The organism is Planctopirus sp. SH287, assembly GCF_056500625.1.
The window spans coordinates 5,055,895-5,081,050 of record NZ_CM151403.1 but is presented as its reverse complement, the minus strand read 5'-3'; the positions used below and the strand labels follow the sequence as shown (position 1 = coordinate 5,081,050).

Here is a 25,156-nt window from a genome sequence, read left to right as displayed (position 1 = left end):
CATTTCAGACGGCTAGAAGACTTTGAAAATTTTCAAACGGGCGCGTTCGACCAGCAGAATTTCTTGAAACGTTCCCCGGCTGCAAACGCGCTGTACCTCTTCAATCCACCCACGAATCACATCATCGTCTTCGAAGGAGTAGTCTCCATCAAAGGCGACGATCAGAGTGCTTTGGTCCGCGTACCGCTTGGCTTGCTTTGACTCGATGGCGTCAACGATTGCGCGAGGGAACTGCAGGTGATCTTGTGCATGCTCGAAGTAGGTCGCGGGGCTGGCACCACCCGATGCGATATCCAATCTGATCATGTGCTCGTCCTTGGGTACGGCCTGCACCACTTCCCACAATTCGGCCTCGGCGATCCGGGCATCCCAGTTCTGCTTCTCGTCTCCGAGTTCGATCTGCTGATCCTCGGGAACGCTCCGGGCGTTGAGGACGGCGAGGATCGGTAAATACTCTTCCCGTAAATATTTGTGCGGATTCGTCTTGTCCGGCATTCGCTTGTGTTTCAAGTAGTCAGCGTAGACTGCGGGATGCACGCGATCCTGGGACATGTCGGAAATCATCTGCCGGAACTCGGCAATCGTCATTGTGAATCTCCTCAGCGCAGACATTCTCCGTAATCCATTCATTCATGCGACACCGAAAGGCCTGGAAAGGTTCGGCCGTGCTCGAAATCTCCCCGTCCGCAGCCTGGCCATAATACATCAGATCGCTACGCCGCAGGTCGGCTTTCACGTAGAGGATCTTGTGTTCGCGGTGTCTTCGCTTGGGAAGAAGTTCTTCAGGCGGTTAGTCTAAAACTGGACGGGGCAGTCGATGAAGCGGTTCTGGTCGGCGCGGGTGTAGTACCAGAGCGAATTTGAGTTTCAGAACGCGAAGTACGTCGCGTCTTGGAACGCACGGAAGCCGTCACGGTATTGGGCATATTTGGCATCAGCCATAACCGCGCGGAGGTGTTATGGCGTAGATGAGCAGATGCCAACAGAAAAGAAAAACGCCTCAAGTATAACCTGCAAAAACGCTTACAGCGCAAAACCGCAGGGCAGGCTGGGACCAAGTCGGCCTGTCAAAGTGGCGGCGGGATTTGAACCGCGTAAGTACCATTCTGGTAAATAGTTGCGAAAATTATTGGCCTGTCGGTATAAAGTTGAACCGACTCGTTTGAACCGGAAAATGGTTATAAATGTGCGGAAATAGCCAATCTCAGAAAAACAAGCGGAGAGGGCGGGATTCGAACCCGCGGTAGGATTTGACTCCCACGCCGCTTTAGCAAAGCGGTGCTATCGACCACTCAGCCACCTCTCCAGCACGCAGGAATGGTGGTCAACTCCCGCGTAGACCAAAAGTGTAACGAAAAGTTGTTCCATGACAAGAGAGTTGCCGCCTGTTCATTTGTGCTGGCTTTTCTTCACGACGGAAGGACGGATCATACCGGTTATGTCAGACCGTGCCCGGTTGTGCTTCATCTGAGCTGGTCGCGATTTGATGAATATTGCGAAGGGATTGTGAAAACAGACTTCAATTTCCAAGGAAAAATCCGCCAGTTAGTCACCGTAAAAGAGATTGTCACTTCGCAGTGTGGCTTCAATCAGTGATAATCGCCGCCAAACGGGTCGTTGCCTTCCGGGCTTGCCAATAGCTGTTGGGTCAAACTCAGCCGGGCAGCGACGATCGCTCCACAGGCTGTGCTGCATTCTGTCACATCGCTTAAGGGATGGCCGATGGCCACGATGACCTCGGTTCAAAATCTGCCATCCACTTCACCGAAAGCTCGCTGGGCGATTCTGGTGCTGCTGGTGGTGGCAATGATGCTGTCGTTCTCGTGGGATCTTCTCTTCGCAAGATGGGTTCACCAGTATCCGGCAAAAGGCGTTATCGAGGACTTTTTTGAAGCCGGTGAATATTACGGCCAGGCGTTTGGGGCCTTGCTGATCGTCATCACAGTCGGCGTGCTCGACCCCGTGAAGAAGCGCCTTATTCCCTGGCTGTTGGTGGCCTCGTTAGGCGCCGGTCTCACGGCCGACGTGGCCAAGCAACTCGTGGAGCGAAAACGCCCTCGTGAACTGCAATTGAAGGATCCCCAAGTCACCAACACCGTGTTATCATTGCTCCCCATTCTGGATGGAAAATTTCATAGCCACAGCTTCCCTTCAGGCCATACCGCCACGGCTTTTGGCTTAACAGTGGTTCTATCAGCCTGTTATCCCCGAGGTCGCGTCTGGTTTCTGATATTGGCCTGCATGGTCGGAATTCAACGGATTCAATCGCTGTCACACTTCCCCAGTGATGTTCTGGCTGGAGCAGCGATCGGTCTCACGATCGGGTGGCTTGTTCTTGATCGACGATTAAAGCCGCTCCTGAGCCTCACTTCAGAAGAAACGCTGCTCCCCGTGACATCCGCCTTGATCGATAACAAACAGCCTTTGCCCCAAACCGTTGAATAAGAAGCTGTCAATCAGGAACCTGAAGACAATGTGATTCTCTGTTACAGGATTCCCGATAAAGTCGGGGTGCCCCTCTGCGGAATTCAGAGTAAACTTCTCCCAGTCAACTCATGAAGACGTTTTGTCGATAAGTCATTCCTCACGACATTTGTCGGATGATCGTAGCCCTCTGATGGGGTGAGGTTGTGATTTGGCGAAACGTGATCTCTGGCAAGTTTATTTGACCGGATGAAACGTCAACGTTGTTGCTGTGGTACAACCTGTTTCTGATGAATTCAAAATCCCGTCTGTCCATCACGGTGAGTGTCATCAATTTGAGGAGCAAACGTCGGTGGCTAGTCTGAAGGTGATCAAAGGGCCGATTGTCGGACAGGTCGTTGAGCTGATTGAAGCTCGCATGATCCTGGGACGGCATGCCTCCAGTCAGATTGTGCTGGATCATCAATCGGTCAGCCGCCATCACGCCCAGATTATCCACGAGCATGACCAGTGCCGGATTGAGGATCTGCGCAGCCTCAACGGCACGTATGTCAACAACGAATTAATTCCAGGGCCTCGTCTGCTCCGCGATGGAGACATTGTTCGAGTATGCGATTTCGTCTTTGAATTTCACACTGGCCCTCTCACGCGCCACTTGCGCAAGCGGCCATCGAATGAAAACAAGTCAACGGCGGTCGAATCACGGGAAGTTCATCGATCGGAAGGGAGTGCGCCCCCTCCCGATTCTGCCTGGGCTCATCCTGTCTTCTCAGAACACCGGGTGATTGAACACCCCGGCCGCGCGACGTTGTCTTCTGAACATGAGGCCTACACGTCGCCAGCAGAGCGAGATGATAATGACGATGGCGGCAAGTCCTCGATTATTTCCACCCTGGATGCCGCCACAAGAGAAGGAATTCGCATCAATGTGAAGCCCGAGGTCAAACTGAGCGCCATTCTGGAAATCTCGTCAGCACTCGGTGGCCTGCTCGACCTGGAAGATGTGCTGCCTACCGTTTTGAAGTCGCTCTTTCGGATTTTTCCTCAGGCGGAATACGGCTTCTTTCTATTGAAATCGGACAGCGATTTCCCCAACACCGATGCTGCCAATCAGGCCCGAACTCCGAAACTGGCGGTCAGGGCAACATGGTCTCGAAGTGGTGAGCACCAGGAAAACGTGCCCGTCAGCATGACGATCATTCAGCAGGCCATGGAGAACGGCCAGGCAATTCTCTCGGCGGATGCTTCTGAAGACACCCGGTTCAATCGGAGTGAATCGCTGGCATCAATGAGAATTCGCTCCGTCGTCTGTGTGCCTCTGATGCGTTCTCCCACGGAAGCCTTGGGTGTCATTCAATTAAGTTCCCAGGATTTAATTCAACCCTTTACCAATGAAGATCTGGAGTTGCTGGTCAGCGTCAGTACCCAGGTGACTCTGGCCCTTGATAATGCCGCCATGCACGCGGCTGTTGTCCGCAAAAAAGCGTTGGATCGCGAACTGCATTTTGCGGCTCAAGTTCAAATGGGGTTTCTTCCTTCCAGTCGCCCGACCCTCAAATCATGGAAATTCGCCGACTTTTATGAAGCAGCGCATCAGGTCGGTGGAGACTATTTCGACTATATCCCTCAACCCGAAAAATCCAGCAGTGATGAATTGGCCGTCGCCATTGCTGACGTGGCTGGCAAAGGCGTTCCCGCAGCCTTGCTGATGGCCCGACTCTATGCCTCCACCCGCTATCATGTCCTCGCAGAAAATAGCTGGCCTGAAGTCATGCAGGCGCTCAACCGCGAGATGAATTCCGGCGGGCTGGGACATCGTTTCGTCACAATGCTGCTGCTCGCTTTGCAACCGGATTCTGGTGTGGGACGTGTCGTGAACGCGGGCCATCTTCCACCGCTGATTGTTCGTCAAAATGGAGCGATTGAAGTTCTCGGACTGAAATTTTCGGGAATGCCATTAGGTTTGGCACCCATCGGCACGGCCTACCATGAGTTGGAATTTGAATTGCTGCCCGGCGAAATGATCGTGGTCTATACCGATGGCATCACCGAAGCAATGAACAGCAACGAAGAGATGTACGGCCGCGAACGTGTCGTGGCATTGCTGAAAAAACAGAAATGGGAAGCCAACGCCTTTGTAACGGCTCTGGTCGCAGAAATTGAGGCCTTTGCCGATGATCGGTCTCAACGTGACGACCTGTGCGTGGTTGTCATGCAGTATGCACCAGTGACTCTCAAGGTGGGGGGCTAAAGCGCGCGGGCATGTCCTATCGATCGATTAAACGCATGCTGGGCGAAACCAGCCTTGAACGAAAATGTCGCTTTCTCTTTGGCAGCGGGCTGTTGCTGCTGATCACAGGCAGCTTCTATCTCTATGCCCGGCAGACCACCGACCTGGTCTTTCGTCAAAACCAGACCACGGCTCGATTGCTCGTCGCTCCCATCGTCATGGAGAAGCATTGGAAGTGGTCTGACAGCGGCAATATCGGCACCGACAACGTGGAACGCATGGCGGCTGAGCTAAAACCCGAAGGACTCAAGGATTACAGCTGGACGCTCCTCAACGCCGAACTTTCCAATCCTTCTCGACCCATGGATGGTGAAGGCCACATCGCATTAGAGGCCATTCGTGGCGGAGAATCTGAAGTCATCAAGGTCATCCGCGAACGCGCCCGGCAGGAATATGTCTATTACGGCGGCGTCTATGCCACCGAATCCTGCCTCGATTGTCATCGTCAACACAACCGCAATCCCAAGCTCAGAGCCGGCGATCTCATCGGAATGGTCAAGATTTCTCTCCCGCTCGAAAAAACCCAACGTTCGCTGGCGTGGAACAACGCCATCCTGCTCACCACGGCCATTGTCACCGCTTTCCTGGCAATGCTGGCGGCCTATGCGATTGTCCGCTACGTCATTGTCAAGCCGGTGCTGCACCTGAAAGATGTCAGCGATGCCATTGCCCGTGGCAGCCTGGATATGAGGGCCGATATCCGCACCGGTGACGAATTTGAAGAACTCTCCCATGCGTTCAACCGCATGTTGCGTCATCTGGTCACGGTTCAGGAAGAGTTGCAACATGTGAACCACGACCTCGATAGCAAGGTCGATGAACTGGCACAGGTCAACTTACGGCTCTTTGAACTCAATAAAATCAAGAACGAATTCCTGGCCACCATGAGTCATGAATTGCGGACACCGCTGAACTCCATTCTGGGCTTTAGTGAAGTGCTATTGGGAAACCCTACGCTGGTCGATAAGCAGCGACGGTATGTTTCCAACATTCAAACGGCTGGCAAAAATCTGTTGAATCTGATCAACGACGTGCTCGATCTGGCCAAGATTGAAAGCGGTCGGATGGAATTGCATCCCAGTGACTTTTCAATTCACGATCTTGTCGAAAGACAGGTGGGATCTTTGATGCCGTTGGCTGAAAAGAAGCATCTGGAATTGACCAGCGATGTTTCCACCGAGATCCCCCTGCTCTGGCAGGATGCCGGGAAATTGCAGCAGGTTTTGGGAAACCTGCTCTCTAACGCGATTAAGTTTACACCCGATGGCGGCAAGGTTCGCGTGCGTGTGGAGCAGTGCACGGCCCAGCATTTTTCCGAAGAAGGCACCAACCCTTCCGACACCAACGCCGAACGCGATCACCTGGCGTTGATTGTAGAAGACACCGGCATCGGCATTCCTCTGGAAGAACAGGAACGCGTCTTTGAGAAGTTCCGTCAGGGACAATCAACACCCGGGCAGAAAGATCTGCTGACCCGAGAATATGAAGGAACAGGTCTGGGACTATCAATTGTTCGCGAATTGTCGCGATTGATGGGTGGTGAAGTTCGTCTACAAAGTGAATTTGGTAAAGGGAGTGTCTTTACCGTCGTGCTGCCAATGCACGTCACGACTCCTTTGGAGTCAGACACCATTTTGCAGCTTCCCAAACTCGAATCACCCAGCCGCCTGATCGCTCATATCGGCCGCAACCATTAAACCCGTTTCCAAGCCAGTGTGCCGGCATCTGTACGTCATTTGTCCTGCTACAGACCCCAGGTTTTAACGACACGTTGCGCGCCATACTTGCGGCGTTTGGGCAAGCATGCTTTCGAGATCATCAACGCACCCTTTCAAATTGCGATTCGGATTACTGAGCGGTTTCCTTCAGAGACTTCACGCACTGCTGAATCAATGAGCGGGCTTCGATCCCTTCGGCCTGCCCATCATAATTCAGCAGCACACGGTGCTGAAGCACTTCCTGAGCAAAAGCACGAATGTCATCAATGGCCACATAAGGCCTTCCGTCAGCCAGAGCCTTGACACGTGCTGCACGAATCAGCCCCTGGGCCGCTCGTGGACTGGCTCCCCACTGCACGAATTGTTTGACCTCTGCCGGTGCGTCCTCGGTCTGCGGATGAGTGCTGAGAACCAGCCGGCAGGCATAATCACGGATAATGTCCGTCACGACCACTTTTTCCAGCAGTTGCCGCAACTCGAGAATCCGGTCACCCGTCAGCAACTGGGGCGTTTCCACGGGCTTCTTGAGAATCGTCCGGCTGACCACTTCATTAAGCTCTGCCCGGTTCAAAAATGGAACCACCACTTTGAAGAGGAATCGGTCAAGCTGCGCTTCCGGGAGGGGATAAGTCCCTTCCTGTTCCACGGGATTCTGTGTAGCCAGCACAAAGAAGGGCTGCTGTAAATGATGAATGATCCCCCCCGTCGTCACGGAGCCTTCCTGCATCGTTTCCAGCAGGGCCGACTGTGTTTTTGGCGAGGCACGATTAATTTCGTCAGCCAGCAATAACTGCGTGAAGATCGGCCCTTTGCGAAACTCGAAGCGATATCGGCCCGCTTCATCGGTCGACATGATATTCGTGCCAATGATGTCGGCAGGCATTAAATCGGGGGTGAATTGAATGCGACGAAACTCCAGCGCCAGCACGCGCGAGAGGGCCTTGACCAATTCCGTCTTTCCCAGGCCGGGAACCCCTTCCAGCAGAACATTTCCACCAGCAAAAATCGCCACCAGCACCGATTCAATGGCCACCTGCTGGCCAACAATCACATCGCTGATCGCACGACGAACCTTTTGAAATTCTTCGGCAAAGCGATTCGCTTCGTCGCGCAGGCCCTCGACCTGAGATTCCATGAAGACTCCGTTTCAGCTGAGTGCCAGGCTAGCACAACCTTGCCGACAGCAGATTTTTGGCAAAAAAGAGGCACGAGAACTTGGGAATATCCTACTGATCATCAGGGAAAATATCGCCATTGAAGCCTGATGCTTAAGGTGCGGCAGGTTCAGCGGGGGCATTGTTGACGACTTCCAGTTTGTGCTCTGCCACGTTGTATTCGTACTTCCAGCCACCCGGAAGGACAGGCAGGCGAATGTTGTTTCGCTTGATGATCTGCTCCATGAACTCTTCATAGGTCGCGGGGTATTTTCCATTCTCCGCTTCATAAAGCCTGACTGCGTGATCAATCTGAGCCACCATCGCCCGCTCAACCATTGGCCGATACGCCTCTAGCGGGCCGGTGATGGGATTGGTCACGTTCACTTTGTGATCACTGACTTCTTTCTTCTCTTCCGGCTTGAACTCGCCCACATCCTGCGTGGTCTTGCCAATGATGGAATCGGGGGATTTCTGCATCGGTTCTGTAAACCCGGGGCCACATGCACAAAAAGTGCTGATCAGCGATAAGCCGACCAGAGAGACTGACAGCCGGCGGGTCATCATGTTTGGAATGGCGTTGAAACTCATGCTCAAAGATCTCCAGTCGGCTATTGGTGAATAGCCGTCATCGGGTTTAATCAATAAAAACTTCATAACGAGGACGCATGCCATCGGATGGCTCGACGGCGGGCACTTGACCTGATCGGCACGGCATGTCTTTTCAAACAGGCTGGCTCAAGGTTGATCTACGCTATCAGAGACTTGCGGTTGACGGAGGGGTGAAATCAGCAGCTTGTCGCCTTTAGGGAGTCTGCTTTTTTCACTGGTCGTCGCGACATCAAAGAATCGGGTGTTGTAAGCCTTTTCGGGAGCATGCTTGGCCGCATCCAACGCACCGATATCGACCAGTTGCTGCGAAAGTTTCGCCCATTCCTCCGGCTCCATTTTTCCCAGATGGCCAGCAGGAAGCCGGGCAGGTTCGCAGAGAGGCTTCAGTGTTTCCACGCCAAAATCAAGGATATCCATTCCCATATCAGGATTGAGAGAATGGATGTACTCATTCGTCGCCTGAGGATCTTTCAGATACGTCTGCCAGCCTTTCAAAGAGGCTCTGACCACTTTCTCCACCAGAGCCGGGTCTTTTTCAATCAATGCCTGACTGGTAATGAGCAGACTGGTATAAGGATTAAATCCCAGATCGGAAACCATCAGATTAACAGGTTGGCCTCCCTGCTTTTTGGCATTGAACGGCTCACTGAAATTATAAGCCTGTGTGCCGAAGTCTTTCTCAGTCAGAAACGGAACAAGACTTCCGCCATAAGGGACAATCGTGGCCCTGGAAAGATCCAGCTTCTTTTGCAGGAACATGGCAAACGGCTGCCCGGGATTCATGGCCAGTGTGTACTTGGGTTTCGCCGCCAGGTCATCAAAGGTTTTGATCCCGGAACTTTCCTGAACCATCAGACAGCGCGGGCTGTCCTGTAATGGGGCCAGCACGGCCACCGCATCTGCTTCCTGAGCACGCACCAGCAGCAGTTTATCGGCATTGTCGACACCAAACTGGGATTGTCCCGCAGCCACATATTGAACAACGGGAATATCCGGCCCCCCCGGCTTAATACTCACCGCGAGACCCTCTTCCTCATAATAGCCCTTGATCAGAGCGGCGTAATAACCTCCATGCTCCGCTTCGGGAAACCAGTTCAAAGTGATTTCCACCGGAGTGAGCGGAGCGCCATTCTTCCCTTTCGCCTCTGTGCTTTTGGCTGATATGGTCGCATCAGAAGAGCATCCCCCCGCCAGTGAAAAAAGACTCAACACCAGCCCTGCTGCCGCGAAAAGAGAGACGCGTCTCGAAACAGAAATTGTCATGTTCATACCGGTTTCCTGAAGGGAACGCGTGTGAATTGTGATCAAGGTTAACGTTGCTCGCCCGGCGCCGCCGGTGCCCAACGGGAAAGGAGAGTCATGCTGAACAGGCCCACCGCCCCGAAAATGACCAGCCCCAGCAGTGTTGAAGCCAGCACCGCAGCGAACAGGGCATCCGTTTTCACCAGATCAGTATTCTGTCGAATAATAAATCCCAACCCAAAGTGCTTTGAACCATATCCCGCATAAAACTCTCCCACAATCGCTCCCACCACGGCCAGTCCACTCGACGTCCGGGCACCGGTGCATAACGAAGGAATGCTGTTGGGCAGACGAAGCTTCAGAAGGATTTGCCATCGCGAAGCGTTGTTCAGACGAAACAAATCCAACAAGTCGGCATCGATATTGACCAACCCTGCCGTGGCATTGGCGATCATGGGGAAAAGGCTGATCACAAAAGCAACAGCCACCACTCCACCAAACCCACGCCCCAGCCACAGGATGATCAGAGGAGCGACAGCAATAATCGGCACGGTCTGCAAAAAAATCGCATAAGGATAGCCACTGTTACGGATGATCGATGATTGCGAAAACACACAACCAATCAGCGTTCCCACAACCACACTGAGCAGAAACCCCGTCACCGCAGATCCTCCCGTCAGCAGCAGTGCCTGGGTCAATTTCTCCCGGCCATCTTCCACCGCCCGCAACACCTGCAAAGGGCTGGGAAGCACGTAAGGCTTGATCTCCCACCAGCGAACAGCCCCCTCCCAGCAGACCAGCACAATCAGAAACAGCAACACCGGCGAAAGGATCGTCCATCCCCATGAAAAGAGGATTCGTTTGAAGCGGGAATTTGACCCGAAATCGCCCGACAAAACAGGAGTTGTCATCTTGCCATGATCTCCCGCAATCGTCGGCTCACCTGACCGACAAACTGAGCAAACTCCACCGTCTCTCGTAGTTCTGTTGTTCGTTGAGGGCCAAACGGCACCGGAAGCATTTCCACAATCCGCCCCGGCTTAGAACTCATCAACCCCACGCGATCCGCCACAAAGACCGCTTCAGCCACATTGTGTGTGACGAACACGCCCGTCCATTTCTTTCGCATTCGCAAATGAACAATCTCTTCATTGAGCTGTTGACGCAGGACATCATCCAGAGCGGCAAACGGTTCATCCATCAGCACCATCTGCGGATCAGTCACCAAAGCCCGAGCCAGCGAAACCCGCATCCGCATCCCACCCGAGAGATTGCGAGGCCGCTTGTACCCATCAGCCTGATTCAACCCGATTAGCGGCAAGCATTGCTCAATAGCCGCCATTTGTTGAGCATAAGGAACGCCGCGCAGTTCTAACGGTAAGCGGATGTTATCTCTGACATTTCGCCAGGGAAGCAGCGTAGGATCCTGAAAGACAAACGCCAGACGATTCGTTTTTCGGGCAGAAACGGGATTCAATCCCCCGACAGTCACTTCTCCACTTGTCGCCGGGATCAATCCGGCAATGATCCGTAACAAGGTCGACTTGCCACATCCTGATGGCCCCAACAGCGAGACAAACTCTCCTTCAGCGACCTTCAGTTGAGTCTCATCCAGAATTTTAGGGCCAGTGGCATATTGCAGAGACAGGTTTTGAACGGCAATCAGTGGCTGCGATGATTGCAGCCCTGGTAATGCCTGCGCAACCGCAGAAACCGACGGCATGACCCCGCCGGCTTTCATCGATTCACTCTGTCCGGTGATGAGACTCTCGCCCAACGCCTGCCTTCCCCGCGCAACCTGAGTTTCACTGAGAGCCTGTCTGAGAAAACTCCCTCTCCCGCTTGCGGGAGAGGGCCGGGGTGAGGGCTGATGAACCATCAGTGTTTCCAATGGCAATGCACAAAACCTCATCGAGAGCCACTTGCTCCCCCCTCATCCGGCCTGCCACCCTCTCCCTCAGGAAGAAGGATTTGATACTTCCCGACAGACTCTGAGCCACAATGCAGCACTGGTGAAGCATAACCCGGCAAACGACTCCGACCACTCCCACTTCAGCAGAACTTTGTCAATCAGCTGACAAATCCGGCTTTTGCAACCACAGCTTTCACCTTCTCCAGCCCTGTTTTAACCACCACATCAGCCGGTTGCTGCCAATAGCTTCTATTAAACAATTCCAGCGAGAGGGCACCATTGAAGCCGCTGGCATGCAGCATGGTCAGCAACTCAGTCAAAGGGCAGACACCATCACCGGGATAAACGCGGTGTTCATCCTTGATCGCTTCCCAGGGAGGATCAGCCGGATAGTCGTTGATGTGGAAACACTTCATGTGCGAACCGGCAAAAGCTCCTAATCCCCCGAATCCTGAACCTCCTTTATAAATGTGATAAGCATCCAGCAGCGCCAGAGCCTGCGTGTCCCCGCACTGAGCCAACAGGTATGCGACCTCACCCAGTTTGTGCAGAGTCTTGGAGAAGCCCCACAATTCCAGTTGAGGCCAGACTCCCTCTTCCCGGCCCACCTGCACCAGAGCAGCAAACCGTTCAGAAAGGACATCCAGATTCATGCCCGTACGATCGGTGACACCGACAGGAGGCGCAGCAATCCGGGTGCCGCCAATCGCTTGAACCAATCGCATACACCGCCGGGCTTCATCCAGACCCTTTTGCCGCTGGGCAGGATCATCCACAAGAAACGCCGCAAAACCAATCGCACTTTCAACGGTCAGCCCTGCATCAGCGATCCGTTTTTTGAGATCAGGAAGTGTCCCACCTTCTTTAACATAAGCATCGATTTCATTGATCCACGGCTCGATGCCGTCGTAACCGGCCTGACTGATGATCTCAATTTCCTGCACCAGCGGAAGCTTCTGCCCGCGAATCGTGCTGGTGTTCAGGCAATATCGAAAAGGACGCGCGGAGGTGCTGGCTTGAATCACAGCCTGAGTTTTCTCCGCATTCGCCCTGGCTTGAGCCAATTCAACCCCGCCCATCGCTACGCCCGCAGCAGCCAGAGAAGACGCAGCCAGAAAGTTTCGACGGTTCGGCATGACATCGCTTTGAATTTGAGAAGATGAAAAATGAAAACGTTGCCTGGTTGTCACCAGTTCATGGATGAGTTAGTCTCTCAATCATATCCACTGATACTGATCTGAAAGATACCGGATTTGCCACATGAAGGCATCTCCCAATCGTATTTCGCACGGCCTGCCAGTTTGTTCTTCGCCTGAAAACCCACCCAGTGGCTCGTCAAACTTAAAAAACAGGGTTGAAACAGCAGCATAGTCCAACAACGAAGGACGTTGCCGCAACATCGACCCCAGGACGAAGCCGAGACACAGCACCAGAACTTCCCCCAGCCCATAATGTTTTGAGGATTGACACCATGGAATTCAATCGACGTCTGTTTCTTGGAGCCATGGCATTGGGTCTGGGAGCCTCACGGTACTCTTCCCACAGCGTCTGGGCCAAGGAAACGGCTGCCAACCAACCGATCCCTGCCAGCCCTAAAATTGTCGCAGCTGCCAACAAGTTTCTGCAATCCCTCAGTGATGAGCAGCGCGCGATGGTGCAGTTTTCGTTTGATGATCCCGAACGAGTCAACTGGCACTTTATTCCCAAGCCCCGCAAAGGGATCAAGCTGCGCGCATTGACCGGCCCTGCTCGCAGGTCGGCATATGCTCTGATGAAAAGTGGCCTGACAGAAACCGGCTATGACCAGGCCATCAAGATCATGAGTCTGGAAGAAGTCCTCTTCCTTTATGAAGCGGGCGACCGCGAAAAACGCCGCGAACGCCGCGACCCCGAGCAATATCATTTCAGCGTCTTTGGGACTCCGGGCACCGGCCTGTGGGGTTGGCGCGTCGAAGGACATCATCTCTCGCTCAACTATGTCCTCGATGGCGACAAGGTGATTGCTTCCACCCCTGAGTTTTATGGCTGCAACCCCGCCACAATGGAGTCGGCTCCCGGTCGTGTCCTGCGAGTGCTGGGCAATGAAGAAGATTTCGCTCGCAATGTGGTTCAGAAAGCCAATGACGCCACCCGCGCCAAGTTGATCATTTCCAGTGAAGCCCCCAAGGATATCTCTGGCCCGGCCGTTGCTCAGCCAGTCGTCGGCGCCCCTCAAGGCTTGTCCCTTCCCGACATGGGAATGGAATCCGCAGCCCAGGTGCGTGCTCTGGTCGGGGAATATCTGGCAAATATGACCGAACCAGTCGCTCAGCTGCGGCAGGCCGAAATTGAACGCAACGGCTGGGATAACATCCATTTTGCCTGGTGGGGAGGAATTGATCGCTATCAGCCGCACCACTATCTCGTTCAAGGCCCCACGTTTACCATCGAGTACAACAATACTCAGGATGGCGCCAACCACATTCACTCCATCTGGCGAAATGTGGGTGGAGACTTCGGAATCTCTCGCAACAGCTAAGTCATTTCACAACATGAGGTTACGAAACACTCTTGAGCTGTAACGTCCGTTCCTGTCCGGCGTTGCAACTCGCTGGACCCTGTTTCTTTGCGGTTTTTCAGGGTGGTAAAATCATCACCTGCGCTGCCGGTCATCCCTCCACTCAGGAGGGCACTGCCGTTGATTTTCCAGAGAAACGGGGCGGGCAGCTGGTTGCAAAAAGCAGAGTCCAGAAGTTTCTGAGTTGTAATCAACTCCCGATTTGATTTGGAGTTACGGCGATCTTCGCTCGTCGCTCGCTTGACGCTTCCCGCTCGGCACATTTATTCTCTGCTCGTGGCGCTTCCATTCTGATTTGACAGGTGAAGCAAAGAGTGATGAGCAGACCAGCGAGTCTGCGGACAAGCTCAACAACCTGTCTGGACAGAGTGGTCGTACCACTTGCCGGGAACAGGCGGATGATGCTGTTCTTGCGAGTTGTCATAGACGAATTTTTTAACTCCGAACGATGAACTGGCCCCATGAAGCCTGAACCGACCATTGAAGCACAGTTACAAGAACGTGAACTTGGCAAGCTGGTGCTGAAGTCCACTGGCTTTTTCGAGAAGTACGGGATCACACTGGTGGTGGTCTTTGCCGCTCTCGTGATTGGGATGCTGGCTTATGTTGTTTACGAAACGTCGCGATCTGCCCAATTGGCATCCGCCTGGTCAGATATTGAAGGGGCCACGCTCCCAGCCGACATGGAATCGCTGGCGGAACGCTATCAAGGGACTCCCCCTGGTGATTGGGCCTTGCTGAGAACAGCCGAACTTCGTTTTGACGAAGGGATGCTTCAGGCCAACCGGAACCGTGAGGCCGCCAACAGCGAATTCAAACAGTCCAAAGAAGCCTTTGAAAAGCTTCTGGCGGGTGCCGCTTACGCTGAAGTCCTGCGCGAGCGGGCGTTGTTTGGTCTGGCCCGTGTGCTCGAAGCGACCTCCACAGGCGACACCAAACCCGCCATCACCAAATACGAAGAACTTTCGGCTCAGTTCCCTCAGTCGATCTTCAAACCGATTGCAGATGAACGGGCCAAGGCTCTTGCATCACCACAAGCTCAGGATTTCTATTCCTGGTATAGCCAGCAGAACCCCAAGCCAGATCCTCTGGCCAAGCCACGCGATGGTTTGGGGGGAGCATTTGGCTTTCCCGGGCTGGATCTCCCTGGCCTGACACCTCCCGCTGGTGCTTCAACCGAAACAACGTCTCCTGTGAAATCTCCTGCTGACGAAATCCCCCCCGCAGCCTCGACAACACCTGCTCCTGAGAAACCAGCGACAGATAAGCCAGTCACAGATAAGCCCGCTGAAGGTGCTGCGACCGGCGAACTTCCTCCCACGCCAGCACCCTCTTCCTCTGCCAAGCCCGAAACTCCAGCAGCAGAAGGCACAGCCGCTCCTCAACCCGCCAAGCCAACGACTGCTGAGCCAACCACGACTGAGCCAGCCGCTCCCGAGAAGGCTCCTAATCCTTAACGGAAACCAGCTTTAACAAAACCTCTCAAGTGTTTGCGATAACCAAACATTCCACGTTTTCCGGCATACACAACTGGTTTTGTTAGACGTTCTCAGTTTCTGATCGAATCGATCAGCATCCTGTTGATAAAATATCCGTGAGTCACTCCCGGCGAGGATGGGCCTTGGTGCCGATTCTCGCCTCTTCCATTGAACGCCCCTTATCTCTCCAGGAACTGGTTGCCATGAACGAGCCATCACTCTTTGGTCTCGCTGACAACCCACAGCTGGTGCTGACCGTAGAAGCCAGAGCGCATGGCTGGCGCGTGGATCATTACCTCAGTCGGCTTTATCCCAACTTCAGTCGTGTCGCCTTCCAGCGAACGATTGAAGAAGGTCAGGTGCTGATTAACGGCCTCCCCGTCAAAATCTCCCGACGGCTGCGAGTCAACGATGTCATAGAGTTTTCCCTACCCGCCGAGCCTGATCAGCGCGTGCAGCCGGAAGACATTCCGCTGGATATCCTCTATGACGACGAAGCCTTCTGCGTGATCAACAAGACGGCGAACATGATCGTGCATCCCGGTCGCGGCAACTACCGGGGGACATTGGCCGGCGCCCTTCAGTTCCATTTTGACAGCCTGAGCGATGTCGCCGGCCAATACCGCGCGGGGATTGTGCACCGTCTGGATCGCGATACCAGTGGTGTGCTGGTGGTGGCCAAAGACAACACCGTTCACCAGCACCTCAGCAAGCAATTTGAAGAACGCTCGGTCGAGAAGGAATACCACGCCATCGTCTGGGGCGAGATGCAATTCGACGCCGACTTTGTTGAAACGCATGTGCGCGTCAGCTTCCGTAATCGCGAACGGATGATGGTCTGTCCTCCGGGGGACAACGCCCGCCTGGCAGCCACGTTCTATGAAGTACAACAGCGGTTCAAAGGTTTCACTTATGTGAAACTGCAACCTCAGACCGGACGAACTCACCAGTTGCGGGTGCACATGCACCATCTGGGACATTCGATTATCGCCGACCGGTTGTATGAAGGCCGATCCTGTGTGAAAATCTCTGATATTCTTCCGGAAACGCCTGAAGAGTCGGACGACACTTTGATCGACCGACAGGCGCTGCATGCCCGTCGTCTGGCGTTCAACCATCCCATCACCAAAAAGCGGATGGTTTTTGAAGCCCCATTGCCGCCTGACTTTCAACGAACGCTTGATTTCCTCAAAACTCACGCCATCAAGCCCAAAAAGCCCCCTTCGACACGACTGCGATAACCATTTTCTCGCCTATCGTGGCAAGCACAGACGGTCTGTTTCCTGTCTCTGGAACTGTTGTCAGAAATCCAATCCCTGGTGAGCTGACCCATGTCATACATGCAATTTCTGGTTCAGGGGACTCCCGATTCCGTCGATCACGCCGCCCTGCTGATCAAGGATTTGAGAACCGAAATCCGGCGGCATGACCAGCTTTATTATCAGGATGCCACCAACGAGATCAGCGATCTCGACTACGATCGTCTGCTGGCAAAACTCGTCGAACTTGAAACGGCATTCCCTCAACTGATAACGGCTGACAGTCCCTCACAAAAAGTGGGAGGCCAGCCGATCGATGGCTTTGTGCAGGTCGCACATGCCATCCCCATGCTCTCCATCGACAACGTCTACACCGAAGAGGGGCTAGCCGAGTTTGGTCATCGTGTGGCCACTCGAGCCAGGGAAGTCGGCTGGAAAAAACCGATGGAATGGCTGGCTGAATTCAAAATCGATGGAGTCGCACTCTCATTGATCTATGATGAAGGAAAACTCTCACGGGCCGTCACACGCGGCGACGGCCGCATGGGTGATGATGTGACCCACAACGCCCGGACACTCAAAGGGGTTCCTCTCGTTCTGGAAGAACCCCGGCAGCAAGGATCTCTCTTCAGCGAATCCACCTTGCCGCGCCTGCTGGAAATTCGTGGTGAAGCTTATATCAGCAATCAGGATTTCGCCCATGTCCGGGCAGCTCAACTGGAACGAGGCGAAGAACCTTTCAAGAACTCCCGCAACGCCACCGCAGGTTCCTTGAAACTGTTAGACCCCAGACTCTGTGCCCAGCGAAAGCTCCGTTTTTTCGCCCATTCGATCGGCGCGATTGATCAGGACGATGCCGCTGCTTTCAAAACCCACGCCGACTATCTCAAGACGTTGAAAGCCGTCGGCATGCCCACAGTCCCGATGACAGCTTGCCACGAAAGTTTCGAGGCCGCATTTGCTGCTGCCCAGCCGATGATGGAAGCCTTGCCAACACTTGATTTTGAAGTCGATGGCCTGGTCTTCAAGGTGAACGATCTCACCTTGCGGCAAGAACTGGGTATGACCAGCAAAAGTCCCCGCTGGATCGTGGCCTATAAATGGGAACGGTACGAAGCAGCCACCAAAGTGCTGAGCATCACCGTGCAGGTGGGGAAGACCGGCGTCCTGACCCCCGTTGCCAATCTGGAGCCTGTCGCCATCGCTGGCACCACAGTCTCGCGCTCCAGCCTCCACAATCGCGATGAAATCGAACGACTGGGAATCGGTGTTAACGATACCGTCGTTGTCGAAAAAGCCGGTAAGATTATTCCTCATGTCGTACGGGTGGAAGAACATCTTCGTCCAGAGAACTACAGCCCGTTCGTGTTTCCCACGCATTGCCCTGAATGTTCCACCGAAGTGGTTCAGGATGATGGCGGAGTCTATATCCGCTGCCCGAACATCAATTGCCCGGCACGTTTCCGCGAGTCCCTCCGCTACTTTGCTTCACGACAGGCGATGGATATTGAAGGGCTGGGCACCAAGCTGGTCGAACAACTCGTCAGCAGCGGTTTGGTGAAGTCGATCAGTGATCTCTACCGTCTGAGAGAGAAGCAACAGCAACTGCTGGATCTTGATCGATTGGGCGAAAAATCGGTGACAGCTTTGCTATCAGGACTGGACAATTCCTGCCAGCAGCCTTTATGGCGATTACTGACAGCCCTGAATATCCGGCATGTCGGCCAACGCACGGCCCAGATTCTTGCCGAACGATTTGGCTCCATTGATCAGATCAAAAACCAGACAATCGAAGAACTCTCCGCCACACCCGAAGTGGGAACCGTCATCGCCGCGTCGATCCATCAGTTTTTCCAATCCGGGTATGGGCAGACGCTGATTGAAGAACTGCGTGAACTGGGCCTCAATCTGGGGACTGACAAAGAAGAGGCAGCTGCAACTGAAGAAGCTGGCGAGAAAGCATTGACCGGAAAAACGCTTGTCGTGACAGGGACACTCCCTACATACAGCCGAGAGGAAATCGAAGACCTGATTCGGCAGCATGGCGGACATGCAGCCAGCAGTGTTTCCAAAAAAACAAGCTACGTCGTGGCAGGTGAAAATGCCGGGAGCAAGCTGACCAAGGCAGAGTCCCTCGGCGTTCCTGTTCTTGATGAAGCAGAGTTCATGAAACTGATTGGCAAGGCGTAGGGAGTTATGCCCACAATAAGAACGCCCACACAACCGGTTGTGCCTGTGAGAAACGCCCTGAATGCCTGGTAAAAACGGCACGCACAGAGGTTGTGTGAGAATGCCTCAGTTTTAGCCAAGTGCCACGTTGATGTCCGCATGACCTCACTCGATGCTGAAAACACCTCCCATGCCATCATCTGATCAATTTTCCAACGAGTTCCCGAATGCGCTGATCTGTCGCAGGTCATTCGTGACAGGGACTCTTGCCGGACTGGGAGCCACTTGCCTGGGTCTGATGGGTTGTCCGACTGGGCCAAAGGCACCTGTGGGACAACCCTTGGCGGGTGTCGGCATGAGAATTGTCAGTCCCGACGATTGGGAACTGAACAAGTTCTGGGATGTACTGATTGATGAATGGCAGGCCCAGACCGGGGCCAGTGTGGAGTTTACCGAAAAAGTGGAACCACCGGGGGGAGACGCCCGCCTGATTTTCGTGGCCAATTCCCAGCTTGTCACGTTAGACGAAGCGAAGCTGCTCTCAACATTTGAACCGGTCGATGCCGACGGTACGCCGCGAAAGGTCGATGTCTTTAACGGCCTGAAGCAACGTCTGGCGACACGAGATCAGCGCATGATCGCCATGCCCATTTCTCAGCCGGTCTTTGCCCTCTATTACCGCCGCGATCTTTTGGAAAAGGCCGGAAAGAAAGTCCCGAAAACCTGGGCCGAGTATGAAGCGTTGCTGGCATCACAATCGACCTGGGCCGAAGGACTGGGAATCATTGAGCCTTGGGGCGAATCGACTCGTTCAGCCTGGCTGCACGCACAACTGATCCCCATGCTCCGCCCTGCGGGTGACTTCTCGACCTGGTTTGATATTCGCACGGGCGAGTCCAACGTCAGCCAGGCAGTCGCAGAGGCATTCTTTCAGCGACTAGCCACCAAGTGGCCATCTCTGGCTTCTGAATCGGGTCAACTCACGGCAGTCGAGGCACGCGCCAAAGTTCTGCGGGGGGAAGCCGCGATGGCCGTGGGATACGAACCGTTCAGTCACCCGGGACAACCTCTGGATATCAAAATCGTGGATCATGATTCCACGGAATCGATCAGTACCGCCGAAGTGGGTGTCGCCATGCTTCCCACAGGAGTTGATGCCTATGATCCAAAGCGAAAAATCTGGTTGAAACCGACTTCCACTGAGTACCGTCCTACGCTCGTCGGTTTTGACGGCTGGAGTGTCGGATTTCAGGTGCCCGACAACATCAACCACGGCGGCCTGACCAGTCTTTGGGAATTGCTGACCATCAGCCGAGGTTCCGAAGCCTTTCCGGGCACCACTCAATCGTTGACGCGAGAGTCGCAGATGGCCGATTTAAGCCAGTTGCCCACATCCGGATTAAATGGAACCAGTGCCAACGAAGCCTTTGATGGCATTGCTCAATCCTTGCGTTCCACCGATGTGACGAACTATCTGCCAGTCACCGGTCAGCAGGATTTTATTGACGCAACCCAGGTCGCCATTGCCGCGTTTGTTCAAGCCCCCGATCAGCCGGATAAAGCGGCTCAGTTGCTGGTCGAAGGCTTTTCCAATGCCGTAAAACGAGTAGGTGCCCAACAGATTCGACAAAGCTACTGCCGTTCATTGGGGTTGCTTGCTGATTGACTCCAGGAGTTTCCTCTGAGAGCCGAGCCGACTGTGGACAACTCCCTCTCCCGCTCGCGGGAGAGGGCCGGGGTGAGGGCTGATGCTTCACTAACCTTTCCACTGGCAATGTTCGATCTCTCAACCATAACAACGCCCTCATCATCAACCAGCCTGCGGCCATCTTCTCCCTCAGGAAGAAGGGCTTGAAAGCTTCTGGTCACTCTTAAGAAAAGACGCACGCGACTGTCCATCGCGAAGCATTATCAATCAAGACGGGCTGATTCCTCTATCTCTCCCTTGAGAAATCAAGTAAAAGAGAGGGTTCACAAGACCTGTGAAACTCCGACTTAAGCACGTCAGTTTCACAGAAAAAACGAGTGAATCAATTTGAGAAGGGCTTTTTTTGCGAGAATTTCGGCGGCGGATGATTGGTGGCCTGGCCCTGTTGGGCATGCTCTGTGGGCTGGTTCCCACATGGGCCAACTGCTGCTGTCTCCGTCGATCCCTGGAAAAAGAGGCTGTCCAGCGGGCGGTGGCAGCTCAATGCGTGACAGACAACGCCACCGGTAACGTGGCTGACGATTCGTCCGCTGTCCCGACCCTGCCAGCTTGTTGCCAGAAACGTCAGGCGACGCAGACAAATTTCGCTGACGAATCGTTGAAGTCTGCAGCCAGTAAGGCCACGGTTTCACCCGAGGCGCCAGCCGGTGATCGTTTAGAAGAACCGAACTGCCAGTGTCACCTCTCGTGGCAGTTTCTGGTAGCTCCCAGAGAGCAGAAAACCGCCACTCAGCCATTCGGGCAAACACTCGCAACGCCATTGCCACTGGCCAATTGGCACCGCCTAGTGATGCCGAATCTCGTCTCTCTGACCGCCTATGCGAGGCCATCTCCTGATGGAATGGCACTCAAGACCGCGGCGCGATTATCGCGGCTGTGTCGTTGGACAATCTGAGCCGATTGTCTTTCAGCGAGACTCTCGTTTCATTGAGAGAACCTCGTTCTGCTCTCTCTGTTTTTACTCTCACGGTTTTCGATTGTGCGGGGATGATGACATCCCCTGAGGCACATCATCATTTCTCACAGCGATAATTGATCGCTGTTGATTCATCGTTATTGGGCACCAGTGTTGTGCCTCTTCTCTCAGAAAGAAACATCATGACCAAGTTCTTTGCCGCTGCTTCGTTCGTCGCTGTGTTTGCTGTGATGACTGCCACTGGTTTGATGGCCGCTGAATCCGCCAAGCTGGTTTGCCCTGTTTCCGGACAGCCTGTCGATCAGGCTCATTCCTCCACCCACAATGGGGGAAAAGTGCTGTTCTGCTGCCCCAAGTGCAAAGCGGCTTTTGATAAGGACGCCACCAAGTTTGCCGCCAAGGCCAATCTTCAACTCGTCGCTTCAGGTCAGGCTGTCCAGAAAAAATGCGTCTTCACCGGCGGCCCACTCGCTGAAGGCAAGACCGTGGACGTCTCTGGCGTAAAAGTTGGCTTCTGCTGTGAAAAGTGCCAGGGAAAAGCCTCCAAGACCACTGGCGATGAACTGACCAGTCTGGTCTTGAGCGACGCCGCCTTCAAGAAAGGTTTTGAAGTCAAAGCCGCCAAGTAAGCCTTTTTAGCGTCAGACATTTCATCGGTGGGCATTTCAAAACCGGGCTGTGCGGGTCGTTCATGACTGGCACAGCCCGGTTCTTTTCTGACGATCAATTCCCGACCGACGGAGGGTGAGCGGCTAAGGGCGACTCTTGCGCTGACTTGGCTTTTTCCACTTCAGCCACCAGGGCTTTAAGCGCGGCTTCATCCCCACGTCGGGCAATCAGCGTGGCCTGTGGCGTATGAACGATGACAAGATCGCTGACACCACTGGTCGCAATGAGATGTTGGTCGGTCGAATGAATAATGCAATGCCGCGTTTCAACGCCTACATGCTGGCCACGCACCACATTATTCAGCGCATCTTCTGGACAATGACGCGCAATCGCTTCCCATGAACCCAGATCATCCCAACCAAACGACGAACGAACGACCGCCAGCTTGGGGGCATGTTCAAGCACCGCATAATCCACCGAGATGGGGCGGAACTTCAGAAACACACGATTCCAGGCTGAGGGATCAGCCACCCGATCAATGACCGACAATTCCTCCAGCACCTCAGCGAGATCAGGAGCACTCTGCTTGAGAACGTTGAGGAACGTGCTGGCTTTCCAGACGAAGATACCGCAACTCCAGAGAAACCGCCCTGTGGCAAGATAGTTCTGAGCGGTCGCCAGATCGGGCTTTTCCCGAAATGAGGCGACTTCATGCAATACGGCCGGGCCATGATCAGCTGCAATAGCTGGCCCCATCTCCACGTAGCCATAACCCGTAGCAGGTGAAGTGGGAAGTGCGCCGATCAGCACAATGCGTTCAGGATCTTCCTCCACGGCCTTTTGAGCCAGTTGAACGGCTTCATGAAACGCCGGCAGGTCAGCGACAAGATGGTCACTGGGAAGAATGAGCAGCGTAGCATCGGGGTCTTTGGCAGCCACAATGGCAGCGGCAACAGCCAGGCAGGGAGCCGTGTCACGAGGGGCAGGTTCCAGCAGCAGGTGCCCACAAGTCATGGCAGGAATTTGTTGCAGCACCATGGCCTGAAAGGCTTCACGAGTTGATACAAGCATCTGGTCAACAGAGACCAGATCTTCCAGCCTCTCGACCGTTTCTTGCAGTAAGGTTTTTTCGCTCGCCAACGCGAGAAACTGCTTGGGATAATTCTTCTGGCTGACGGGCCAGAATCTCAACCCGCTTCCGCCCGCCAGAATGACTGCATGCAGCATGAATGATATTTCCTGTCGTTGATCCGGTTTTTGCCCGACGTTTCAAAGTCTCATTTGATTTTGAAGAGCATTGATTCGATCAACTAACGTCGGCTTACCAACGGTTTCCCCAGAATCGTCCTCGAAAGTCACTCATGATGTCCAAGAGGCACGGCGGGGGGTAGCATACAAGAGACGCCTGTTGATAATTCACCAGAAAATGTTCTTTGTTGCCGGCTCTCACCCCTGTTCATCCCGCACTCTTTAGCTGTGACCATCCCATGAGTCATGTGTTGATTGTTGATGACGAACCCGCCATTTGCTGGGGTCTGGAAAAGCTCTGTCGCAAGCAAGGAAATACCACTGCCGTGGCTTCTTCTGCAGAAGAAGCTCTGCAACTGAGCCACCGGGACGACTTCGATGTTGTCTTTCTGGATGTTCGCCTGCCGGGAAAGTCGGGCCTGGAAATTCTGGAAGCACTGCGTCAGCGAAGCTCTTTCCCACGCGTGATTGTGATGACAGCTTACGGCCAGCTTTCCACGGCTGTTGAAGCGGTACGCAAAGGGGCCTTTGAATATCTGGTGAAACCATTTTCCCTGGCTCAAGTCGAACAACTGCTGGAGCGTGTGACGCTGACATCGCAGGACACTTCCGCAAATCAGGATGAAACCACTGATTCTCTGGCAGCCAACACGAAACAACGCTCAGAAAGCCTGGTTGGTACTTCACCTGTGATGCAGGAAGTTTTCCGCCAGATCGCGCTGGTTTCAGGGTCGGAAGCTTGCGTGCATCTTTACGGGGAAAGCGGCACAGGGAAGGAACTTGTCGCCAGAGCCATTCACCGTTACAGCTTGCGGGAAAAAGGCCCCTTTGTCCCGGTCAATCTGGCGGCTCTCAACCCCGCACTGGCTGAAAGCGAACTGTTCGGCCACGTGAAAGGAGCCTTCACCGGGGCGGAAATGACACGAAAAGGCGTGTTCGATCAAGCCGCTGGCGGCACCGTGTTTCTGGATGAAGTTGCGGATATCCCTGCATCACTTCAGGTGAAACTGCTGCGGGCCTTAGAAGAGCATGAAATCTGGCCGGTCGGTGCCGATCAGTCTCATCATGTCGATTTCCGGCTGATTTCCGCCACAAATCAGAATCTGCTGGAAGCCGTCCGCAATGGCCGATTCCGGCATGATCTCTATTACCGGCTGGTCACGTTTCAACTGGAACTTCCCCCCTTGCGTGAACGAAAAAGTGACCTGCCGGAATTAGCACGCCATTTCTGTCGACAAGTGGCTCCCAAACGAGGGGAAATACATTTCAGCCAGGAGTTTCTCGATGCTCTGGAGAAACGCCCCTGGCATGGGAATGTTCGTGAACTGCGTAACGCAATCGAACACGCTCTGATCATTTCCCCGGTCGTCTCTCCCGCTCCCTGGCATTTGCCAGCACCCATGTCGCCCCTGCAACCTGGCATCACGCCAGACGTGCCTCAGTCACGTACTGAAAACTCTGTGTTGACCACAAACAAGTCGTTCACCTCACTGCCTCAAGCGGGCGAGGTCGAATCGCTGACACATGCGGTCAGGCATTGGGCACGGTCAATGACGCAAGAAGCCCGAGCGCAGAATCTGCGAAATCCCGATGCCGTTCTGGCACCGGATGGCACGGGACTGCACGCCCGGTTTCTGGAAACGGTGGAAGCGGAGTTATTTTCAACCGTTCTGGAACAATGCCGACAAAACATGTCCGAAGCGGCCCGCCTGCTGGGCATCCATCGCACAACCCTCAAGCGCAAACTCGAAGAGTACGGCCTGATTGCCGACGAAAACTGACCCCGCACCGTCGTCTGACCACTTAATTTTGACAGGCCGCTGACCTCATCCGCAGTCTCCTTGACCTGCTCAAAGGGCA

At 54.1% G+C, this 25,156-nt stretch carries 19 protein-coding genes and 1 tRNA gene; 11 read left to right on the top strand and 9 right to left on the bottom strand.

Features of this window, described 5'->3' with window-relative positions; all coding sequences use genetic code 11:
* Window positions 1-12 precede the first annotated feature (12 nt).
* Window positions 13-588 (bottom strand): hypothetical protein, encoded by a 576-nt coding sequence (locus SH287x_RS18880; protein ID WP_479515938.1) that lies wholly within the window; start codon window positions 586-588, stop codon window positions 13-15.
* 629 nt (window positions 589-1,217) lie between these two features.
* Window positions 1,218-1,306 (bottom strand) — tRNA-Ser (locus SH287x_RS18875).
* A 416-nt stretch (window positions 1,307-1,722) separates the two neighbouring features.
* Between SH287x_RS18875 and SH287x_RS18870 the strand changes: the two genes are divergently transcribed.
* The 3 genes from SH287x_RS18870 (at window position 1,723) to SH287x_RS18860 (ending at window position 6,411) form a co-directional block, all read left to right on the top strand.
* A complete protein-coding gene (locus tag SH287x_RS18870; RefSeq protein WP_479515937.1) occupies window positions 1,723-2,445 on the top strand; it encodes a phosphatase PAP2 family protein in 723 nt (240 codons plus the stop codon).
* 331 nt (window positions 2,446-2,776) lie between these two features.
* Window positions 2,777-4,675 carry a SpoIIE family protein phosphatase gene (locus tag SH287x_RS18865; RefSeq protein ID WP_479515936.1) on the top strand — a complete coding sequence of 633 codons (1,899 nt, stop codon included), beginning with the start codon at window positions 2,777-2,779 and terminating at the stop codon, window positions 4,673-4,675.
* Window positions 4,676-4,686: 11 nt separating this feature from the next.
* Entirely contained in the window at window positions 4,687-6,411 is a 1,725-nt protein-coding gene (locus SH287x_RS18860; RefSeq protein ID WP_479515935.1) for an ATP-binding protein, read from the top strand.
* Between the two features lie 151 nt (window positions 6,412-6,562).
* Here SH287x_RS18860 and SH287x_RS18855 read toward each other — a convergent pair whose 3' ends face one another.
* The 6 genes from SH287x_RS18855 to SH287x_RS18830 all read right to left on the bottom strand — a co-directional run bounded on the left by SH287x_RS18855 (window position 6,563) and on the right by SH287x_RS18830 (window position 12,488).
* Window positions 6,563-7,567 carry an AAA family ATPase gene (locus tag SH287x_RS18855; RefSeq protein WP_479515934.1) on the bottom strand — a complete coding sequence of 335 codons (1,005 nt, stop codon included), beginning with the start codon at window positions 7,565-7,567 and terminating at the stop codon, window positions 6,563-6,565.
* 133 nt (window positions 7,568-7,700) lie between these two features.
* Window positions 7,701-8,177, bottom strand: a complete 477-nt coding sequence (locus SH287x_RS18850) for a hypothetical protein (RefSeq protein WP_479515933.1) — start codon at window positions 8,175-8,177, stop codon at window positions 7,701-7,703.
* 147 nt (window positions 8,178-8,324) lie between these two features.
* A complete protein-coding gene (locus SH287x_RS18845; protein WP_479515931.1) occupies window positions 8,325-9,467 on the bottom strand; it encodes an ABC transporter substrate-binding protein in 1,143 nt (380 codons plus the stop codon).
* Between the two features lie 41 nt (window positions 9,468-9,508).
* Entirely contained in the window at window positions 9,509-10,351 is an 843-nt protein-coding gene (locus tag SH287x_RS18840; RefSeq protein ID WP_479515930.1) for an ABC transporter permease, read from the bottom strand.
* Window positions 10,348-11,319, bottom strand: coding sequence for an ABC transporter ATP-binding protein (locus SH287x_RS18835; RefSeq protein WP_479515929.1), 972 nt, complete (start codon window positions 11,317-11,319; stop codon window positions 10,348-10,350). Before SH287x_RS18835 ends, SH287x_RS18840 begins: the two co-directional genes overlap by 4 nt.
* Window positions 11,320-11,510: 191 nt before the next feature.
* Window positions 11,511-12,488 (bottom strand): sugar phosphate isomerase/epimerase family protein, encoded by a 978-nt coding sequence (locus tag SH287x_RS18830; RefSeq protein WP_479515928.1) that lies wholly within the window; start codon window positions 12,486-12,488, stop codon window positions 11,511-11,513.
* A 335-nt stretch (window positions 12,489-12,823) separates the two neighbouring features.
* Between SH287x_RS18830 and SH287x_RS18825 the strand changes: the two genes are divergently transcribed.
* From SH287x_RS18825 to SH287x_RS18795, 7 genes are all read left to right on the top strand, one after another.
* Window positions 12,824-13,870: a DUF3500 domain-containing protein gene (locus SH287x_RS18825; RefSeq protein WP_479515927.1), complete on the top strand. Its 1,047-nt coding sequence runs from the start codon at window positions 12,824-12,826 to the stop codon at window positions 13,868-13,870.
* A gap of 500 nt (window positions 13,871-14,370) precedes the next feature.
* Entirely contained in the window at window positions 14,371-15,366 is a 996-nt protein-coding gene (locus SH287x_RS18820) for a tetratricopeptide repeat protein (RefSeq protein ID WP_479515926.1), read from the top strand.
* Between the two features lie 167 nt (window positions 15,367-15,533).
* Window positions 15,534-16,628 carry an RluA family pseudouridine synthase gene (locus SH287x_RS18815; protein WP_479515925.1) on the top strand — a complete coding sequence of 365 codons (1,095 nt, stop codon included), beginning with the start codon at window positions 15,534-15,536 and terminating at the stop codon, window positions 16,626-16,628.
* A 90-nt stretch (window positions 16,629-16,718) separates the two neighbouring features.
* The gene (ligA, locus tag SH287x_RS18810; protein WP_479515924.1) at window positions 16,719-18,836 is read left to right on the top strand and encodes an NAD-dependent DNA ligase LigA; all 2,118 of its coding nucleotides are present in this window, start codon (window positions 16,719-16,721) and stop codon (window positions 18,834-18,836) included.
* Between the two features lie 169 nt (window positions 18,837-19,005).
* Complete coding sequence (locus SH287x_RS18805; protein ID WP_479515923.1) at window positions 19,006-20,481, top strand: extracellular solute-binding protein; 1,476 nt, start codon at window positions 19,006-19,008, stop codon at window positions 20,479-20,481.
* 385 nt (window positions 20,482-20,866) lie between these two features.
* Window positions 20,867-21,418, top strand: coding sequence for a hypothetical protein (locus SH287x_RS18800; RefSeq protein ID WP_479515922.1), 552 nt, complete (start codon window positions 20,867-20,869; stop codon window positions 21,416-21,418).
* 203 nt (window positions 21,419-21,621) lie between these two features.
* Window positions 21,622-22,068 carry a hypothetical protein gene (locus SH287x_RS18795; RefSeq protein WP_479515921.1) on the top strand — a complete coding sequence of 149 codons (447 nt, stop codon included), beginning with the start codon at window positions 21,622-21,624 and terminating at the stop codon, window positions 22,066-22,068.
* 94 nt (window positions 22,069-22,162) lie between these two features.
* On the opposite strand, the gene SH287x_RS18790 is transcribed toward SH287x_RS18795, so the two are convergent.
* The gene (locus SH287x_RS18790) at window positions 22,163-23,275 is read right to left on the bottom strand and encodes a mannose-1-phosphate guanylyltransferase (protein WP_479515920.1); all 1,113 of its coding nucleotides are present in this window, start codon (window positions 23,273-23,275) and stop codon (window positions 22,163-22,165) included.
* Window positions 23,276-23,481: 206 nt separating this feature from the next.
* Between SH287x_RS18790 and SH287x_RS18785 the strand changes: the two genes are divergently transcribed.
* Window positions 23,482-25,077, top strand: a complete 1,596-nt coding sequence (locus SH287x_RS18785; RefSeq protein ID WP_479515919.1) for a sigma 54-interacting transcriptional regulator — start codon at window positions 23,482-23,484, stop codon at window positions 25,075-25,077.
* Window positions 25,078-25,156: the final 79 nt, after the last annotated feature.

What these genes read in the sequence shown, in the direction of transcription:
- SH287x_RS18880 (WP_479515938.1), bottom strand. Translation starts at nt 588, where the DNA reads ATGACGATTGCCGAGTTCCGGCAGATGATTTCCGACATGTCCCAGGAT.
- SH287x_RS18870 (WP_479515937.1), top strand. Translation starts at nt 1,723, where the DNA reads ATGGCCACGATGACCTCGGTTCAAAATCTGCCATCCACTTCACCGAAA.
- SH287x_RS18860 (WP_479515935.1), top strand. Translation starts at nt 4,687, where the DNA reads ATGTCCTATCGATCGATTAAACGCATGCTGGGCGAAACCAGCCTTGAA.
- SH287x_RS18855 (WP_479515934.1), bottom strand. Translation starts at nt 7,567, where the DNA reads ATGGAATCTCAGGTCGAGGGCCTGCGCGACGAAGCGAATCGCTTTGCC.
- SH287x_RS18850 (WP_479515933.1), bottom strand. Translation starts at nt 8,177, where the DNA reads ATGAGTTTCAACGCCATTCCAAACATGATGACCCGCCGGCTGTCAGTC.
- SH287x_RS18845 (WP_479515931.1), bottom strand. Translation starts at nt 9,467, where the DNA reads ATGAACATGACAATTTCTGTTTCGAGACGCGTCTCTCTTTTCGCGGCA.
- SH287x_RS18840 (WP_479515930.1), bottom strand. Translation starts at nt 10,351, where the DNA reads ATGACAACTCCTGTTTTGTCGGGCGATTTCGGGTCAAATTCCCGCTTC.
- SH287x_RS18835 (WP_479515929.1), bottom strand. Translation starts at nt 11,319, where the DNA reads ATGGTTCATCAGCCCTCACCCCGGCCCTCTCCCGCAAGCGGGAGAGGG.
- SH287x_RS18830 (WP_479515928.1), bottom strand. Translation starts at nt 12,488, where the DNA reads ATGCCGAACCGTCGAAACTTTCTGGCTGCGTCTTCTCTGGCTGCTGCG.
- SH287x_RS18825 (WP_479515927.1), top strand. Translation starts at nt 12,824, where the DNA reads ATGGAATTCAATCGACGTCTGTTTCTTGGAGCCATGGCATTGGGTCTG.
- SH287x_RS18820 (WP_479515926.1), top strand. Translation starts at nt 14,371, where the DNA reads ATGAAGCCTGAACCGACCATTGAAGCACAGTTACAAGAACGTGAACTT.
- ligA (WP_479515924.1), top strand. Translation starts at nt 16,719, where the DNA reads ATGTCATACATGCAATTTCTGGTTCAGGGGACTCCCGATTCCGTCGAT.
- SH287x_RS18805 (WP_479515923.1), top strand. Translation starts at nt 19,006, where the DNA reads ATGCCATCATCTGATCAATTTTCCAACGAGTTCCCGAATGCGCTGATC.
- SH287x_RS18795 (WP_479515921.1), top strand. Translation starts at nt 21,622, where the DNA reads ATGACCAAGTTCTTTGCCGCTGCTTCGTTCGTCGCTGTGTTTGCTGTG.
- SH287x_RS18790 (WP_479515920.1), bottom strand. Translation starts at nt 23,275, where the DNA reads ATGCTGCATGCAGTCATTCTGGCGGGCGGAAGCGGGTTGAGATTCTGG.